Raw genomic sequence first — 15,354 nt, forward strand, 5'->3', positions numbered from 1 at the left:
CGCAGGGACACATCATGAGCCATCCCCCGCGAGGTTCAGGCATCAGCGTGATATCGTCCATTTGATTGTTCTCTATTAGGTGATGTCAGCGCTGATAGTAGTCTGCCGGCGCGCCAGCGCCTTGTCGGCGATCTCAGACATCCTTGTAAGCCATCGCCCTGCCGCCGAGTGCCTGCCCGACGTCGTGCTGTCGAGACAGCGGGCGGGCCTGGCGGTACAATCTTCGCATTTCTCACACCCATCATCGCCCGCGGTCTTCGGACGCCCGAGTCCGCGGGTGAGCACAGATCAGCAACGAGCCTCAATGTCGACCGACCCTATCGCCCAAGAAGCCGCGCTGCGCCGCACCTTCGCGATCATCTCGCACCCGGACGCCGGTAAGACCACCATCACCGAGAAGATGCTGTTGTTCGGAAACGCCATCCAGATGGCGGGCTCGGTGAAGAGCAAGCGCGACGATCGCCATGCCACCTCCGACTGGATGAAGATGGAGCAGGAGCGCGGCATCTCGGTGACCACCTCCGTGATGCAGTTCCCCTACGGCGGGCGTATCGTCAACCTGCTCGATACCCCGGGCCACGAGGACTTCTCCGAGGACACCTACCGCACCCTGACCGCGGTGGACTCGGCGCTGATGGTGGTCGACGGCGCCAAGGGCGTCGAGGACCGTACCATCAAGCTGATGGAGGTCTGCCGGCTGCGCACCACGCCGATTCTGACCTTCATCAACAAGATGGACCGCGACATCCGCGATCCCATCGAGGTGATGGACGAGGTCGAGAAGGTACTCAACATCCAGTGCGCGCCCATGACCTGGCCGATCGGCATGGGCCGTCACTTCAGGGGCGTCTATCACCTCTACAACGACGTGATCCATCTCTACACCCAGGGCCAGGGCAACCGGATCCCCGAGGACAAGCGCATCGAGGGCCTCGACAGCCCCGAGGTCGACGAGATCCTGGGCGAGGACGCCGCCGAGGAACTGCGCATGGAGGTGGAGCTGGTGCGTGGCGCCTCCCACGAGTTCGATCTCGAGGCCTATCGTCGCGGCGAGCTGACCCCGGTGTACTTCGGTACCGCCATGGGCAACTTCGGCGTGCGCGAGATGCTGGACGGCTTCGTCGAATATGCGCCGGCGCCCCAGTCGCGGGAGACCAACCTGCGCACGGTGGAGTCCGAGGACGGCAAGTTCACCGGCTTCGTGTTCAAGATCCAGGCCAACATGGACCCGAACCACCGCGACCGCATCGCCTTCCTGCGGGTCTGCTCGGGCAAGTACGAGAAGAACATGAAGATGCGCCACACGCGTATCGGCAAGGACGTCAAGATCGCCGACGCCCTGACCTTCATGGCCTCGGATCGTGCCCACGTCGAGGAGGCCTGGCCCGGCGACATCATCGGCCTGCACAACCACGGCACCATCCAGATCGGCGACACCTTCACCCAGGGCGAGGACATGCGCTTCACCGGCATCCCGCACTTCGCCCCGGAGCTGTTCAAGCGCGTGCGCCTCAAGGATCCGCTGAAGATGAAGGCGCTGCAGAAGGGCCTGCAGCAGCTGTCCGAGGAGGGCGCCACCCAGGTGTTCATGCCGATGGACAACAACGACCTGATCCTCGGCGCCGTGGGTACGCTGCAGTTCGATGTGGTCGCCCATCGCCTCAAGGAAGAGTACAAGGTCGACTGCCTCTACGAGGGCATCAACGTCCAGACCGCCCGCTGGGTGTACTGCGACGACGCCAAGATGCTCGAGGAGTTCAAGCGCAAGGCCAGCCAGAACCTCGCCATCGACGGCGGCGGCTACCTGACCTACATCGCGCCGACCCGGGTCAACCTGCAGATGACCCAGGAGCGCTGGCCGGACGTTCGCTTCAGCCCGACCCGCGAGCACTGACCCGGGCTGCGCCCGGAGCTACAAGCGCCGAGCGACAAGCCCCCCCCCGAAGGTTGAGCCTTCGGGGGGGCTTTTGCTTCGGGCGGTTTCATGCTGCTGACTTGCAGCTTGCAGCTTGCAGCTTGCAGCTTGTAGCTTGAGCCCATGCTCATCGACGCCCACTGCCATCTGGACTTTCCCGATTTCGACGCCGACCGCGAGGCGGTGCTGGCGCGTGCCCATGTGGCGGGCGTCGAGCACTTCGTGGTGCCGGGCACCCGGCGTCGCGATTGGCCGCGGGTGCTGGCGCTGGGGGCACGGGACGACGTCAGCGTCTGCCTGGGGCTGCATCCCTACTTCATGGAGGATCACCGCGAGGGCGATATCGATGCCCTGGCGGCGGCGCTGGACGCGCATCCCGAGGCGGTGGCGCTGGGCGAGTGCGGCATCGATGCGCGCCTCACCGACACCCTGGACGCCCAGTGGGCGCTGTTCGACGCCCAGGTCCGCCTCGCCAAGGCGCGCAATCTGCCGCTGGTGATCCATTGCGTGCGGGCCAACGATCGGCTGGCCAAGCGGCTGCGTCAGCTGGCGCCCGAGACCGGCGGGTTGATCCACGCCTTCGCCGGCTCGCCGCAGCAGGCCAAGGCGTTTCTCGATCTCGGCTTCGCGGTGGGGCTCGGCGGAGCGCTGACCCATGAACGAGCCAGGCGACTGCAGCGCAGCGTGGCGGCGCTGCCGGACGATGGCTACGTGCTGGAGACCGACAGCCCGGACATGCCGCCGGCCGGCCATCGAGGGGAGCGCAACGAGCCGGCCAGGGTGAGCGAGGTGTGTCGCCGGGTGGCCGAGCTGCGGGGGCAGTCCGCCGAGCGGGTGGCGGCGGACAGCACCGCCACCGCCCGGCGGCTGTTCGGCCTGCCGGTGCGTGCGTGAGGCGTTCGCTCAGGCCTTGGTGGCCAGGCTCTCCGGGTCCAGGCGCTCGAGCGGGTAGGGCAGCTGCAAGCGCTTGAACTGCTGGCCGTCGACGCTGAGCGGTTCGGGGGCTTCCCGGGTGCTCATCACCGCCAGCACTTCTGGCTGGCCGTAGGCGTCGAGCTCGGCGCACAGCACCTCGCCCAGGCTCTTGCCGTTGGCATCCTCCACGGCGCTGCCCTCGGCGGGCAGTCGCTCGCCCTCGAGCTGACCGCGTACCAGGCGCTTCTTCACCTGGCCCCGGAAGTGCGCGCGGGCCACGACTTCCTGGCCGGTATAGCAGCCCTTCTTGAAGCTGATGCCGCCGAGCGCCTCCCAGTTGAGCATCTGCGGCAGATGGGCGTCGGCCTGGTCGGCGTTCAGCCAGGCCAGCCCGGCCTGGATGTCGTGCAGGCGCCAGATGGCGTTGTCGACCGGAGTGGCCTGATCGGCCAGCGACTGCCAGACGGCCTCGGCGCGCTCGGCGGGCAGGCTGGCCAGCAGGCGGGGGCGCGGCCCGGGATGGGCGAGCAGCTGAAGATCGTCGCCGTTGGCCTGATGCCAGGCCGTGGGCGGTCGCACGTCCAGGCGCGCCTCGGCCACCGCCGGCGCCTCGCGGCCGATCAGCCCGATCAGCGCCAGGTCGTCGCGGACCCTGAGCTCGGCCTTGTAGAAGGGCGCGAACTTCTTGAGATGGTCGTGCAGGCCGGCCACCAGGCTGCGATGCATCAGCAGCCGATAGTGTCCTTCGGCCACGCGCCACAGCTGGGCATTGGCCAGCATCCGCCCCTTGGGCGTGCAGAAGCTGGTAAGCGGCGCGAAGGTGTCGTCGGCCAGCGACACCTGGGCGCTGGTCTGGCCCTGCAGGAAGCGTTCGGCGTCGGCGCCGCTGACATCGAGGATGCCCAGGTGGACCAGCGGCGTCATCACGGTGGCGTCCATGGCGAGATGGGCCTGGTCTGGCGTCTCGAAGACGAGGCGCGTGTCGTCTTCCCGGCGGCCGCCGAGGCGGTCGAGCCAATCATTCATGTGGGGTCTTCCTCGTCTCTTTCCTTAGGCCTTTGGTCCCCCGAGATGAGGGCGTCGGGGCGGCATTGCAACCGCTGCCGGGCCCCGAGGCGGCATGCTAGACTCGTGCCATTCCCATCCAGCCGACCGGAGAGCCAGCCCATGGCCCAGCAGAGCCTTACCTTCAAGGGCGTCGAGAACGCCGATCAGGTCAATCGCATCACCACCGCCCTGATGATGCTCGACGGCGTCGAGAGTGTCGAGGTCGGCCGCCACGGGGCGGAGGTCGACGGCCGGGCGCGCCGCGAGGCGCTGATTCAGGCCGTGAAGAAGCTGGGGCTCGGCATCGAGGTGTCGTGATGAAGCCGCCGATCCGTGTCACCAGCCAGCGCGATCGCGTGCTCCGTCAGCGGGTCGAGCTCGAGGGCGCGGAGGACCTGTTCGTTGACGTCCCCGAGGCCTTCGGCGGCGAGGGCAGCGCGCCCGATCCTCACGACTACTTCGACCTCTCGCTGGGCGCCTGCAAGGCGATCACCGCCCAGATGTACGCGCGGCGCAAGGAATGGCCGTTGGAGGGCGTCGAGGTGACGGTCAATCGCGATGAACGCGAGGAGCGCCACGGCGTCTATCGTCTGGAGGTCGTCATGGCCTTCCTCGGCGATCTCGACGACGCCCAGCGGGCGCGGCTCGAGGAAATCAGCGACAAGTGCCCGATCCACCGCCTGATGACCGCCGCCACGGTGGAGATCACCACCCGGCAGCGCGACTGAGCCCCCAGATTCATGTGACCTGTCGTCACCAGACCAGGAGACCCGATGAGCAAGGCATTCCGACTCGAGTCCAAGTACCGGCCCGCCGGCGACCAGCCCACGGCCATCCAGGGCCTGGTCAACGGGCTCGATGCGGGGCTTGCCCACCAGACGCTGCTCGGCGTGACCGGTTCGGGCAAGACCTACACCATGGCCAACGTGGTCGAGCGCCTGCAGCGTCCGACCATCGTCATGGCGCCCAACAAGACGCTGGCGGCCCAGCTCTACGGCGAGTTCAAGTCGTTCTTCCCCGACAACGCCGTGGAATACTTCGTCTCCTACTACGACTACTACCAGCCCGAGGCCTACGTGCCGTCCTCGGACACCTTCATCGAGAAGGACGCCTCGATCAACGACCACATCGAGCAGATGCGGCTGTCGGCGACCAAGGCGCTGCTCGAGCGTCGCGACGCCCTGATCGTGGTCTCGGTGTCGGCCATCTACGGCCTCGGCGATCCCGATCAGTACCTGAAGATGCGCCTGCACTTCAATCGCGGCGAGCTGATCGACCAGCGGGCCTTCCTGCGCCGCCTGGCGGAGCTGCAGTACACCCGCAACGACCTGGACTTCAAGCGCGGCACCTACCGGGTGCGCGGCGACGTGATCGACATCTTCCCGGCCGACGCCGAGGACGAGGCGGTGCGGGTGGAGCTGTTCGACGACGAGATCGACGGCATCAGCCTGTTCGACCCGCTGACCGGCGAGGTGCGCGGCAAGGTCCCGCGCATGACGATCTACCCGAAGTCGCACTATGTCACGCCCCGCGAGACCATCATGGGCGCCATCGACCGCATCAAGGAGGAGCTCGCGGAGCGGCTGGCCTTCATGCGCCAGCACGACAAGCTGGTGGAGGCCCAGCGCCTCGAGCAGCGCACCCTCTATGACATCGAGATGATGCTCGAGCTCGGCTACTGCAACGGCATCGAGAACTACTCGCGCTATCTCTCGGGCCGCGAGCCGGGCCAGGCGCCGCCGACCTTCTTCGACTACCTGCCCAGCGACGCGCTGCTGTTCATCGACGAGTCCCACGTCAGCGTTCCTCAGGTGGGCGGCATGTACAAGGGCGACCGCTCGCGCAAGGAGACCCTGGTCGAGTATGGCTTCCGGCTGCCCTCGGCGCTGGACAACCGCCCGATGAAGTTCGAGGAGTGGGAGCGGATCAGCCCGCAGACGGTCTTCGTCTCGGCCACGCCCGGCCCCTACGAGGCCGAGCACGCCGGTCAGGTGGTCGAGCAGGTGGTGCGGCCCACCGGGCTGCTCGACCCCGAGCTCGAGGTGCGTCCGGCCTCCACCCAGGTCGATGACCTGCTGTCCGAGATCCGCGAGCGCACCGCGGTGGAGGAGCGCGTGCTGGTCACTACCCTGACCAAGCGCATGGCCGAGGACCTCACCGAGTATCTCGATGAGCACGACGTGCGGGTGCGCTACCTGCACTCCGACATCGACACCGTGGAGCGGGTCGAGATCATCCGCGACCTGCGCCTCGGCAAGTTCGACGTGCTGGTCGGCATCAACCTGCTGCGCGAGGGCCTCGACATCCCCGAGGTGTCTCTGGTGGCGATCCTCGACGCCGACAAGGAAGGATTCCTGCGCAACGAGCGCTCGCTGATCCAGACCATCGGCCGCGCGGCACGCAACGCCCACGGCAAGGCGGTGCTCTACGCCGACCGCATCACCGATTCCATGCGCCGTGCCATGGACGAGACCGAGCGTCGCCGGGCCAAGCAGATCGCCCACAACGAGGAGCACGGCATCGTGCCGGAGACGGTGCATCGCTCGGTGGCCGACATCCTCGAGGCCGCCGAGGCCCCGGGGCGCAAGGGCAAGGGCCGCAAGAGCGAGCGCAAGGTGGCCGAGGGCTCGACGGTCTACGATCCGAACGACCTGGGGCCGGCCGAGCTGGCGAAGGAGATCACCCGGCTGGAGGACGCCATGTCCGAGGCGGCCCAGAACCTCGAGTTCGAGGAGGCCGCGCGGCTGCGCGACCGGCTGCTGGAGCTCAAGGAGCGCCAGCTGGCCGTGGGCTAGTCACCGGCGGTTGAGCAGGGACGGTATCAGCAAGGAGAAAGCATGCCGGAAGGCCCCGAGATTCGTCGTGCGGCGGATGCGCTGCACGACCACCTCGCCGGGCGTCGTCTCGACGACGCCTGGTTCGCGTTTCCCGAGCTGGCGGGCCAGTCAGGATCGCTGATCGGCCGCGAGGTGAGGGCGGTCGACAGCTGGGGCAAGGCGCTGTTGACCCGCTTCGACGACGGTCGGGTGCTCTATTCCCACAACCAGCTCTATGGCGTGTGGAAGCTCCACGACGCCGAGCGCGAGCCCGATACCCAACGCTCGCTGCGCGTGCGCCTGACCGCCGGCGATCGCATGGCGAGCCTCTACAGCGCCTCCGATGTGTCGCTCTGGGAAGCAGGGCGCCTGCACGAGCATCCCTTCCTGTCGCGGCTCGGTCCCGATCTGCTGACCCATGAGGTCACGGTCGACACCCTCGTCGAGCGGCTGATGGACGCGCGCTGGCGCGGGCGCCGCCTGGGCGGCCTGCTGCTGGACCAGTCGCTGGTCGCGGGGCTCGGCAACTACCTGCGCTCGGAGATCCTGTTCTTCGCCGCGCTCTCCCATCGGGCCCGGCCGGTCGACCTGAGCGACGACGAGCGTCGCGAGCTTGCCGGGCAGATGCTGGCCCTGACGCGGCGCTCCTACGAGACCGGCGGGGTGACCAACCGCGACGACTGGGCCGCCGCCGACCGGCGCGAGGGGCGCAGCCGCAGGCGCTGGCGCTTCGCCGCCTTCGAGCGTGAGGGCCTGCCTTGCCATCGCTGCGGGCGGCCGATCGAGAAGCTCAGCGTGGCCTCGCGGCGGCTCTATCGCTGCCCGTCCTGCCAGCCGGACTGAGCCCTCGAGGTTTTCGGTGAAAAAATATACCGTTATCTTCTGTTTTCCTTACCTCGCTAACCTCGGTGGCGCTGCCGTAGGAAGGCAAGTGCGATATAATGTTGCCCCGTTCGAGCCCGCCACCGGCTTCAGGCCGCAGGCATCTGTCGGATCAGCGTTGAGTCCGGCATCTGTCTTGAGAAGCGGGCGTGTCGACCCACCAATGGAGCGTCTTGCCCATGACCGTGATCCGCCAGGATGACCTCATCCAGAGCGTCGCCGATGCCCTGCAGTACATCTCCTACTACCATCCCAAGGACTTCATCGACGCCATGGCGGCGGCCTATGAGCGCGAGGAGAACCCCGCGGCCAAGGACGCCATCGCCCAGATCCTGATCAACTCGCGGATGTGCGCCACCGGCCATCGGCCGATCTGCCAGGACACCGGCATCGTCACCGTCTTCGTCCACGTCGGCATGAACGTGCGCTTCGAGACCGACATGAGCCTCGACGACATGGTCAACGAGGGCGTGCGCCGGGCCTACAAGCTGCCCGACAACATCCTGCGCGCCTCGGTGCTGGCCGACCCGGACGGCAAGCGTCAGAACACCAAGGACAACACTCCGGCGATCATCCATCACAAGCTGGTGCCCGGTGATACCGTCGAGGTGCACGTGGCGGCCAAGGGCGGCGGCAGCGAGGCCAAGTCCAAGTTCGCCATGCTCAACCCCTCCGACAGCGTGGTCGACTGGGTGCTCGAGCAGCTGCCCAAGATGGGCGCCGGCTGGTGCCCGCCCGGCATGCTCGGCATCGGCATCGGCGGTACCGCCGAGAAGGCCATGGAGCTGGCCAAGGAGTCGCTGCTCGACCCGATCGACATCCAGGACCTGCAGGCCCGGGGGGCATCCGATCGCGCCGAAGAGCTGCGCCTCGAGCTCTACGACAAGGTCAACCAGACCGGCATCGGCGCCCAGGGCCTGGGTGGCCTGACCACGGTGCTCGACATCAAGGTCAAGGACTACCCGACCCACGCGGCCAACAAGCCGGTGGCGATCATCCCCAACTGCGCGGCCACCCGTCACGCCCACTTCACGCTGGATGGCACCGGCCCGGCGGCGCTGCCGGCACCGAAGCTCGAGGACTGGCCGGAGATCACCCGCGAGGCGGGCGACAACGTCAAGCGCGTCAACCTCGACGATATCACCCCGGAAGAGGTGCAGAGCTGGCAGCCCGGCGACACCCTGCTGCTCAACGGCAAGCTGCTGACCGGCCGCGATGCCGCCCACAAGCGCATGGTCGACATGCTGGCCAGGGGCGAGACCCTGCCGGTGGACCTCAAGGGCCGCTTCATCTACTACGTCGGGCCCGTCGATCCGGTCGGCGACGAGGTGGTCGGTCCGGCCGGCCCCACCACCGCGACCCGCATGGACAAGTTCACTCGCACCATGCTCGAACAGACCGGCCTGCAGGGCATGGTCGGCAAGGCCGAGCGGGGCGAGGCGGCCATCGAGGCGATCCGCGACAACCAGGCCGTCTACCTGATGGCGGTGGGCGGTTCTGCCTACCTGGTGGCCCAGGCCATCAAGCAGGCCCGCGTGGTCGGCTTCGAGGACCTGGGCATGGAAGCCATCTACGAGTTCGAGGTGGAGGACATGCCGGTGACCGTGGCCGTGGACAGCGCGGGCACCTCGGTCCACCAGACCGGTCCGGCCAAGTGGAAGGAGATCATCGCCGAGCGCGTCTGATCCCCGACGCCAGCGTGAGAATCGACGGCCCCGCCATCTGGCGGGGCCGTCGTCGTTTTGCGTATGCTGGGGACCCTCGCGCACATCCCACGGAAAGGGAGCCTGCTCATGACGTCATGGCTGTTCGGCCTGCTGATCCTCGCCCTTCATCTGCTCGGCATGCTGTCGGCGGTGAAGGCGCTGATGTCGGCGCGCACCTCCCAGGGGGCGATCGCCTGGATCCTGTCGCTGGTCACGGTGCCCTATCTGGCGGTGCCGGCCTACTGGGTGTTCGGGCGCCCGCGCTTCTACGGCTACGTCTCCGCGAGGGGCGAGCGCGATACCGTGCTGCGCCGCGTGCTGGAAGGCTATCGTGAGCGGGTCGCGCCCTATCTGGCCGGCGCCCGTGAGGCCGACGTGCGGGCCGTGGAGAAGCTGGCGATGATGCCGATGACCCGGGGCAACGACGCCGAGCTGCTGATCGATGGTCCGGCCACCTTCGACAGCCTGTTCGACGGGATCGATGCCGCCGAGGACTACATCCTGATCCAGTTCTTCATCGTCCGCGACGATGACCTCGGTCATCGGCTCAGCGAGCATCTGCGGGCGGCGGCGGAGCGGGGCGTCTGGGTGCGTTTCCTGTACGACGAGATCGGCAGCCACGCGCTGCCGGAGCGCTACCTCAAGGCGCTGAGGGAGGCCGGTATCGAGGTCAGCGCCTTCCATTCGTCACGTGGGCTGCGTCATCGCTTCCAGCTCAACTTCCGCAACCATCGCAAGATCGTGGTGGTCGACGGCTATCAGGGCTGGATCGGGGGGCACAACGTCGGCGTCGAGTACCTAGGCCAGCATGCCCGTCACGGCCATTGGCGCGATACCCATCTCAAGCTGGTCGGGCCCAGCGTGCTCGGCCTGCAGGAGGCCTTCTGGGAAGACTGGCACTGGGCCACCGGCGAGGTGATCCGCCTGGACTGGGTGCCGCGCGAGAGCGATCAGGCGTGTCGTAACGTGGTCATCGTGCCCTCGGGGCCGGCGGACCCCCAGGAGACCGCCAGCCTGCTGGTGCAGCACGCCATCCATCGGGCCCACGAGCGACTGTGGATCACCAGTCCCTACTTCGTGCCCGATCACAGCGTACAGGACGCCCTGCGCCTGGCGGCCATGCGTGGGGTGGACGTGCGCATCATGATGCCCGAGCGGCCCGATCACCTGCTGGTGTTCCTGTCGGCCTTCTCCTTCCTGCCGGACATGCTGCGCGCCGGGGTCAGGGTCTACCGCTACCAGCCGGGCTTCCTGCACCAGAAGGTGATCCTGATCGACCAGGCCGCGGCCTGCGTCGGCACGGTCAATCTCGACAATCGCTCGTTCCGGCTCAACTTCGAGGTCACCGCCTTCGTGCCGGATCAGGGCTTCGCCACGGAAGTGGAAACCATGCTGGAGCGGGATTTCGCCAACTGTCGCGAGGTCTCGTTGGAGGAGATCCGCTCGCGCCCGCTATGGAAGAAGCTGGTCTCCCGGGGCGCCTACCTGTTCGCGCCGGTGCAGTGAACGCGGAAAGCGGCGAATCGTCTTGGGTCGTCAGGCCGGCTGGGGTACATTAGCGGCCTTCATGCATTCCGTTCGGAGTCGTGGTGAATCTCGAGACCAAGTGGCTGGAGGACTTCGTTGCCCTGGCCAATACCCGCAGCTTTTCCGCCTCGGCCCGCCAGCGTCACGTCACGCAGCCGGCCTTCAGTCGCCGCATCCGTTCCCTGGAGCAGGCCGTCGGCGTGACCCTGGTCGATCGTTCCACCACGCCGGTCGATCTCACTCCCCAGGGGCAGCTGTTCCTGGTCACCGCGCGCAACATGGTCGAGCAGCTCAACGAGAGCCTCGGTCACCTGCGTGGACTGTCGATGGCCAACGAGGCGCTCGACATCGTCGCCGCTCACTCCCTGGCGCTGAGCTTCTTTCCGCCCTGGATCTCGCGCCTGCAGAAGGGCGTGGGCGAGCTGCCGACGCGGCTGGTCGCCATGAACGTGGGGGACGCCATCCACGTGCTGCGGGAGGGCAACTGCGACCTGATGCTGGCCTACTACGATCCCTACGCCACCATGCAGCTCGATGCCGAGGTCTTCCCGTCGTTCTCGATCGGTCAGGTCAAGATGGTGCCGGTGAGCCTGCCCGACGAGGCGGGCAAGCCGCGTTTCTCGCTGGAAGGGCGCCAGGAGGTGCCGTATCTCGCCTACACCCAGGGCGCCTTCCTCGGCCGCAGCGTGCGCATGCTGCTCAAGAACGACCCGCTGCGCATGCGGCTGCGGGTGGTCTACGAGACGGCCATGGCCGAGGGCCTCAAGGGCATGGTGCTGCAGGGCGTGGGCATGGCCTGGATTCCCGACTTCTGCATCCGCGAGGAGCTCAACAGCGGGCGCCTGGTGCGGGCGGGGCCCGAGAACTATGACGTGCCGCTGGAGATCCGCCTCTATCGCTGTTCGCTGGTGCACAAGCCGGGGGTGGAGAAGCTGTGGCGGCAGATGATGAAGCTGCCGCGGGATTTCCTCCAGGCCTGAAAAAGGCGGGATGTCCTGCTGCGCTCGACGGCTCGTGACGGACATCTCGACGTTTTCAGCGTTCCAGCATCATGGCTGGGGTGACGGGGACTCGCCGGCGCCTGTCAGGGTCCGCCGAAGTCGGCGGGCAGGCCCAGGAAGTTCTGGATGATGAAGAAGTGATCCTCGAACAGCGCGTCGGGTTCGAGGTCGGCCAGCGGCACCCAGCGGGCGTGGTCGCCGCCCTTGACCGGCTTGAGCTGCGGCAGCTGCTGTTCCGGGCGCAGGGCGAAGTAGAAGGCTTCCGCCAAGGTGCGCCCCCGCCAGCTGCGATGCGGCTCGTCGAACAGCCGCTGCCCGCGCAGTGACCCCTTCAGCACCGGCTCCGGCACCTTGAGCCGCACCCGTTCGCGCAGCTCGCGCAGGCAGGCATCCAGCAGCCGCTCCTGAGGACTGATGAAGCCGCCGGGCAGGGCATAGAGCCCCTTGCCGGGCGCCGCGGTGCGCTTGACCAGCAGCACGTGCCCCGACTGGACCACCACCGCGCAGGCGGTGACGAACACCGGCGGGTAGGGCGCCTGGGCCCAGGCCTGTCGGTACTGCTCCAGCAGCCCCTGTTCCTCCACCAGCTGCTCGAAGGCCTCGGTCTCGAGGAACCCCTTGAGGCTGTCCACCACGCCCGGCGGCAGGTCATGCGAGGCGCCGGCGCTGGCGTAGTCTGCCGCGGCGATCGACGAGCGAAACAGTCGCTCGCGGATCTGGCTGGCGGAGATGCCCTCGACCATCGGCACGCTGACCGACTCCCACTGGGGGAAGAGCGACAGGTAGTAGCTGGACTGGCCCCGGCTGGCGCCGATCAGGCCGATGCGCGGCAGGCGCGCATGGCTCGGCGCGGCGATGTCGCGCACCTTGCGCTGCACGTCGCGGACCCAGACGTCGTTGTTGTAGAGCGCATCGAGCAACGGCACGATCTCGAGCCGGGCGTTGTCGTCGGCGTCGAAGGCACTTCGCAGCATCCGGCGGCGCTCGTTGAAGCGCCACGGATTGCGCAGCGAGCGCGCCTGCCAGGCCGACCCGACCAGCACGATCACCTGCCGGGCCCGCTTGAGCGCCTCGTGGATCACCGCCAGATGCCCCAGGTGCGGGGGCTGGAAGCGGCCGATGAAGACCAGGCAGTCGAAGTCGGGGGAGGACGTCTCGGCGTCCGGCGGCGGACACATGGCGGGGCTCCGGCGGGAAAAGGGCCCCATTATGGTGAGCCCCATGAAGCCGTGCAATGCTAATGCTCGTGACGACCGGGGGGCTCCGGTATGCTGAAGCGGCAAGGGACTGTGAAGGAGACATCGTGATGTGGAGCCGTATCAAGCAGGTCGTACTCTTCTGGTGGGGCGTGACCCGCGATGCCGTCAAGCTGTGGGTCGAGCGCAACGCCTTCAGCTATGCCGGCTCGCTGGCCTTCTACACGCTGTTCTCGCTGGCGCCGACCATCATCATCGCGGTGACCGTCATCGGCCTGGTGCTGGGCGAGGAGGCCGCCCAGGGGCAGATCGTCGCCCAGCTCGAGGGCACCATGGGCACCGGCGCGGCCGAGGCCATCCAGAGCGCCGTGGCCCAGTCGCGCATCGAGGCCTCCGGCCTGTGGCCGACGCTGATGGGGATCGGCGCCATGCTGGCCGGCGCGACCACCGTGTTCGGCCAGATGCAGTACTCGCTGAATACCCTGTGGGGTGTCACCGCTCACCCGAAGGCCAACAGCGTGCTGCTGCTGCTGAAGAAGCGCACCCTGTCGATGACGGTGGTACTGGCCATCGGCTTCATCCTGCTGGTGTCGCTGGTGCTGGGCGTGGCGGTCAAGTCGCTGCTGCACGCGGCCAATGACCTGATGCCGTTCGTCGGCGCACTGACGGCGGCCATCGAGTTCCTGATCTCCCTGGCGCTGGTCGGCGCCCTGTTTGCGACCATCTTCCGGGTGCTGCCGGACGTGCTGCTGAGCTGGCGCGACGTGCTGGTGGGGGCCGTGGTCACCGCGCTGCTGTTCGCCGTGGGTCGCAGCGCCATCGCCACCTACCTGGCCTACACCGCCACCGCGTCCACCTACGGCGCGGCGGGCTCGGTGGTGGTCGTGCTGCTGTGGGTCTACTACAGCTCGCTGATCCTGCTGTTCGGCGCCGCCTTCACCAAGAGCCTGCTGCTGGCGCGGGGCGGCAAGGTGATCCCGCGCAATACCGCCGTGCTGGTGCATCACGAGCTGGTCGAGGACGAATCCCGGGACGAGACCGCGACCAACGGCCAGCGGTGGTGGCCCGGCCGCCACCGGGACGACGCGTCGCCCCACGAGGCGGCCGATGACACGCCCGCTGGCGAACCTGCCAGCGCATCATCCCGCGCCGAGGCGAGCTCGGAGGACGCCGATGGCGCCACCGGCGATTCGGAGCCCCGTCCCCCTTCGGCTCGCTGAGCCTCAGCCGCCGGTCTCGAAGCGCTCCCGGGCCATGTCGTCGGCGACCGGGGCCGGGCTGCGGCCTTCCTGCGCGGCCCTGGCGAAGATCTCGTCCAGGGTCGTGCCGATCCCGGCGATATGCGCCATCACCGCCTCGGGGCGGGCGTCGTCGCGGCGCTGCCAGGCGATCTCGATCACGCCGCCGGCATTGGCCACGTAGTCGGGCGTGTAGAGAATGCCGCGGGCCAGCAGCTGGTCTGCCACCTCGGGGCTGGCCAGCTGATTGTTGGCCGCACCGCACACCACCCGCGCCTTGAGGCGCCTCACCACTTCCGGCGTCAGCGCCGCGCCCATGGCGCAGGGGGCGAAGACGTCCACCTCGGCATCGACGATGGCCTCGGGGGCCACGGTGTCGGCGTCGAGCTCCCTGGCCAGACGGGCCACGGCGTCGCGATCGACGTCGGCCAGCACCAGCCGGGCGCCGGCATCGTGCAGCCGCCGGGCCAGGCGACCGCCGACGTGTCCGACGCCCTGGAGGGCGATGCGCAACCCGGCGAGCTGATCCTCGGATTCCGCCCGGCCGAGGCCGTGGTAGATGGCGCTCTGCATGGCATGGAAGACGCCGAGGGCGGTCCAGGGCGAGGGATCGCCGGAGGCCCCGTCTCGGCCGAGCCCGCCGACGTGCTCGGTGGCCTCTGCGATGACGTGCATGTCCGCCTCGTCGGAGCCGGCGTCCTCGGCGGTGATGTAGCGCCCGCCCAGCGAGTCGATCAGTCGGCCCATGGCCTGCAATAACTCGGGCGCCTTGTCGCGCCGCGGGTCGGCGATGATCACCGCCTTGCCGCCGCCCAGCGGCAGATCGGCCAGCGCCGACTTGTAGGTCATGCCGCGGGACAGCCGCAGCACGTCGGTGAGGGCGTCGGCCTCGCTGGCGTAGGGATAGATGCGCAGCCCGCCCAGCGCGGGGCCGCGGGTGGTGTCGTGGATGGCGATGATGGCGCGCAGGCCGCTGGCCGTGTCGCAGCCGTGGATGACCTGCAGATGATGGTCGAAGTCGGGATGATCGAAGACCGGCATGAGGCGTCTCCCTTATGAGGAAACCGGGGCAGCGAGGCGGCGCCGCGAGGCTTGTGGCCGCGCAAACGCC

Annotated in this window: 13 protein-coding genes; 10 read left to right on the forward strand and 3 right to left on the reverse strand. The window is 68.1% G+C overall.

Annotated elements, in window-relative coordinates:
* Positions 1–304: 304 nt before the first annotated feature.
* Both prfC and UYS_RS0207380 read left to right on the forward strand, forming a co-directional pair.
* Entirely contained in the window at positions 305–1,894 is a 1,590-nt protein-coding gene (gene prfC, locus UYS_RS0207375) for a peptide chain release factor 3 (protein ID WP_016854867.1), read from the forward strand.
* A gap of 144 nt (positions 1,895–2,038) precedes the next feature.
* Entirely contained in the window at positions 2,039–2,809 is a 771-nt protein-coding gene (locus tag UYS_RS0207380; protein WP_016854868.1) for a TatD family hydrolase, read from the forward strand.
* A 9-nt stretch (positions 2,810–2,818) separates the two neighbouring features.
* Here UYS_RS0207380 and ygfZ read toward each other — a convergent pair whose 3' ends face one another.
* Entirely contained in the window at positions 2,819–3,856 is a 1,038-nt protein-coding gene (gene ygfZ, locus UYS_RS0207385) for a CAF17-like 4Fe-4S cluster assembly/insertion protein YgfZ (RefSeq protein WP_016854869.1), read from the reverse strand.
* A gap of 141 nt (positions 3,857–3,997) precedes the next feature.
* Between ygfZ and UYS_RS0207390 the strand changes: the two genes are divergently transcribed.
* The 7 genes from UYS_RS0207390 (at position 3,998) to UYS_RS0207420 (ending at position 11,788) form a co-directional block, all read left to right on the forward strand.
* Entirely contained in the window at positions 3,998–4,195 is a 198-nt protein-coding gene (locus UYS_RS0207390; RefSeq protein ID WP_016854870.1) for a hypothetical protein, read from the forward strand.
* Entirely contained in the window at positions 4,195–4,605 is a 411-nt protein-coding gene (locus tag UYS_RS0207395; protein WP_016854871.1) for an OsmC family protein, read from the forward strand. The genes UYS_RS0207390 and UYS_RS0207395 overlap by 1 nt, the downstream gene beginning before the upstream one ends.
* Before the next feature lie 45 nt (positions 4,606–4,650).
* Complete coding sequence (uvrB, locus tag UYS_RS0207400) at positions 4,651–6,672, forward strand: excinuclease ABC subunit UvrB (protein ID WP_016854872.1); 2,022 nt, start codon at positions 4,651–4,653, stop codon at positions 6,670–6,672.
* Between the two features lie 42 nt (positions 6,673–6,714).
* Positions 6,715–7,536 (forward strand): endonuclease VIII, encoded by an 822-nt coding sequence (gene nei / locus UYS_RS0207405; protein WP_016854873.1) that lies wholly within the window; start codon positions 6,715–6,717, stop codon positions 7,534–7,536.
* A 218-nt stretch (positions 7,537–7,754) separates the two neighbouring features.
* Entirely contained in the window at positions 7,755–9,260 is a 1,506-nt protein-coding gene (locus UYS_RS0207410) for a fumarate hydratase (protein ID WP_016854874.1), read from the forward strand.
* A 108-nt stretch (positions 9,261–9,368) separates the two neighbouring features.
* Positions 9,369–10,787 carry a cardiolipin synthase gene (cls, locus tag UYS_RS0207415; protein WP_016854875.1) on the forward strand — a complete coding sequence of 473 codons (1,419 nt, stop codon included), beginning with the start codon at positions 9,369–9,371 and terminating at the stop codon, positions 10,785–10,787.
* A gap of 83 nt (positions 10,788–10,870) precedes the next feature.
* Positions 10,871–11,788, forward strand: a complete 918-nt coding sequence (locus UYS_RS0207420) for a LysR substrate-binding domain-containing protein (RefSeq protein ID WP_016854876.1) — start codon at positions 10,871–10,873, stop codon at positions 11,786–11,788.
* A 104-nt stretch (positions 11,789–11,892) separates the two neighbouring features.
* Here the strand turns inward: UYS_RS0207420 and UYS_RS0207425 are convergent, their stop codons facing one another.
* Positions 11,893–12,987, reverse strand: coding sequence for a bifunctional nicotinamide-nucleotide adenylyltransferase/Nudix hydroxylase (locus UYS_RS0207425; protein WP_016854877.1), 1,095 nt, complete (start codon positions 12,985–12,987; stop codon positions 11,893–11,895).
* 128 nt (positions 12,988–13,115) lie between these two features.
* Between UYS_RS0207425 and UYS_RS17095 the strand changes: the two genes are divergently transcribed.
* Positions 13,116–14,225, forward strand: a complete 1,110-nt coding sequence (locus UYS_RS17095) for a YihY/virulence factor BrkB family protein (RefSeq protein ID WP_016854878.1) — start codon at positions 13,116–13,118, stop codon at positions 14,223–14,225.
* 3 nt (positions 14,226–14,228) lie between these two features.
* Here UYS_RS17095 and UYS_RS0207435 read toward each other — a convergent pair whose 3' ends face one another.
* Positions 14,229–15,284, reverse strand: coding sequence for a Glu/Leu/Phe/Val family dehydrogenase (locus UYS_RS0207435; RefSeq protein WP_016854879.1), 1,056 nt, complete (start codon positions 15,282–15,284; stop codon positions 14,229–14,231).
* Positions 15,285–15,354: the final 70 nt, after the last annotated feature.

It is taken from the genome of Halomonas smyrnensis AAD6 (assembly GCF_000265245.1).
Lineage (GTDB): Bacteria > Pseudomonadota > Gammaproteobacteria > Pseudomonadales > Halomonadaceae > Halomonas > Halomonas smyrnensis.

Excerpts from the sequence above, each read along its gene's own strand:
- prfC (WP_016854867.1), top strand. The coding sequence starts at position 305 with ATGTCGACCGACCCTATCGCCCAAGAAGCCGCGCTGCGCCGCACCTTC.
- UYS_RS0207380 (WP_016854868.1), top strand. The coding sequence starts at position 2,039 with ATGCTCATCGACGCCCACTGCCATCTGGACTTTCCCGATTTCGACGCC.
- ygfZ (WP_016854869.1), bottom strand. The coding sequence starts at position 3,856 with ATGAATGATTGGCTCGACCGCCTCGGCGGCCGCCGGGAAGACGACACG.
- UYS_RS0207390 (WP_016854870.1), top strand. The coding sequence starts at position 3,998 with ATGGCCCAGCAGAGCCTTACCTTCAAGGGCGTCGAGAACGCCGATCAG.
- UYS_RS0207395 (WP_016854871.1), top strand. The coding sequence starts at position 4,195 with ATGAAGCCGCCGATCCGTGTCACCAGCCAGCGCGATCGCGTGCTCCGT.
- uvrB (WP_016854872.1), top strand. The coding sequence starts at position 4,651 with ATGAGCAAGGCATTCCGACTCGAGTCCAAGTACCGGCCCGCCGGCGAC.
- nei (WP_016854873.1), top strand. The coding sequence starts at position 6,715 with ATGCCGGAAGGCCCCGAGATTCGTCGTGCGGCGGATGCGCTGCACGAC.
- UYS_RS0207410 (WP_016854874.1), top strand. The coding sequence starts at position 7,755 with ATGACCGTGATCCGCCAGGATGACCTCATCCAGAGCGTCGCCGATGCC.
- cls (WP_016854875.1), top strand. The coding sequence starts at position 9,369 with ATGACGTCATGGCTGTTCGGCCTGCTGATCCTCGCCCTTCATCTGCTC.
- UYS_RS0207425 (WP_016854877.1), bottom strand. The coding sequence starts at position 12,987 with ATGTGTCCGCCGCCGGACGCCGAGACGTCCTCCCCCGACTTCGACTGC.
- UYS_RS17095 (WP_016854878.1), top strand. The coding sequence starts at position 13,116 with ATGTGGAGCCGTATCAAGCAGGTCGTACTCTTCTGGTGGGGCGTGACC.
- UYS_RS0207435 (WP_016854879.1), bottom strand. The coding sequence starts at position 15,284 with ATGCCGGTCTTCGATCATCCCGACTTCGACCATCATCTGCAGGTCATC.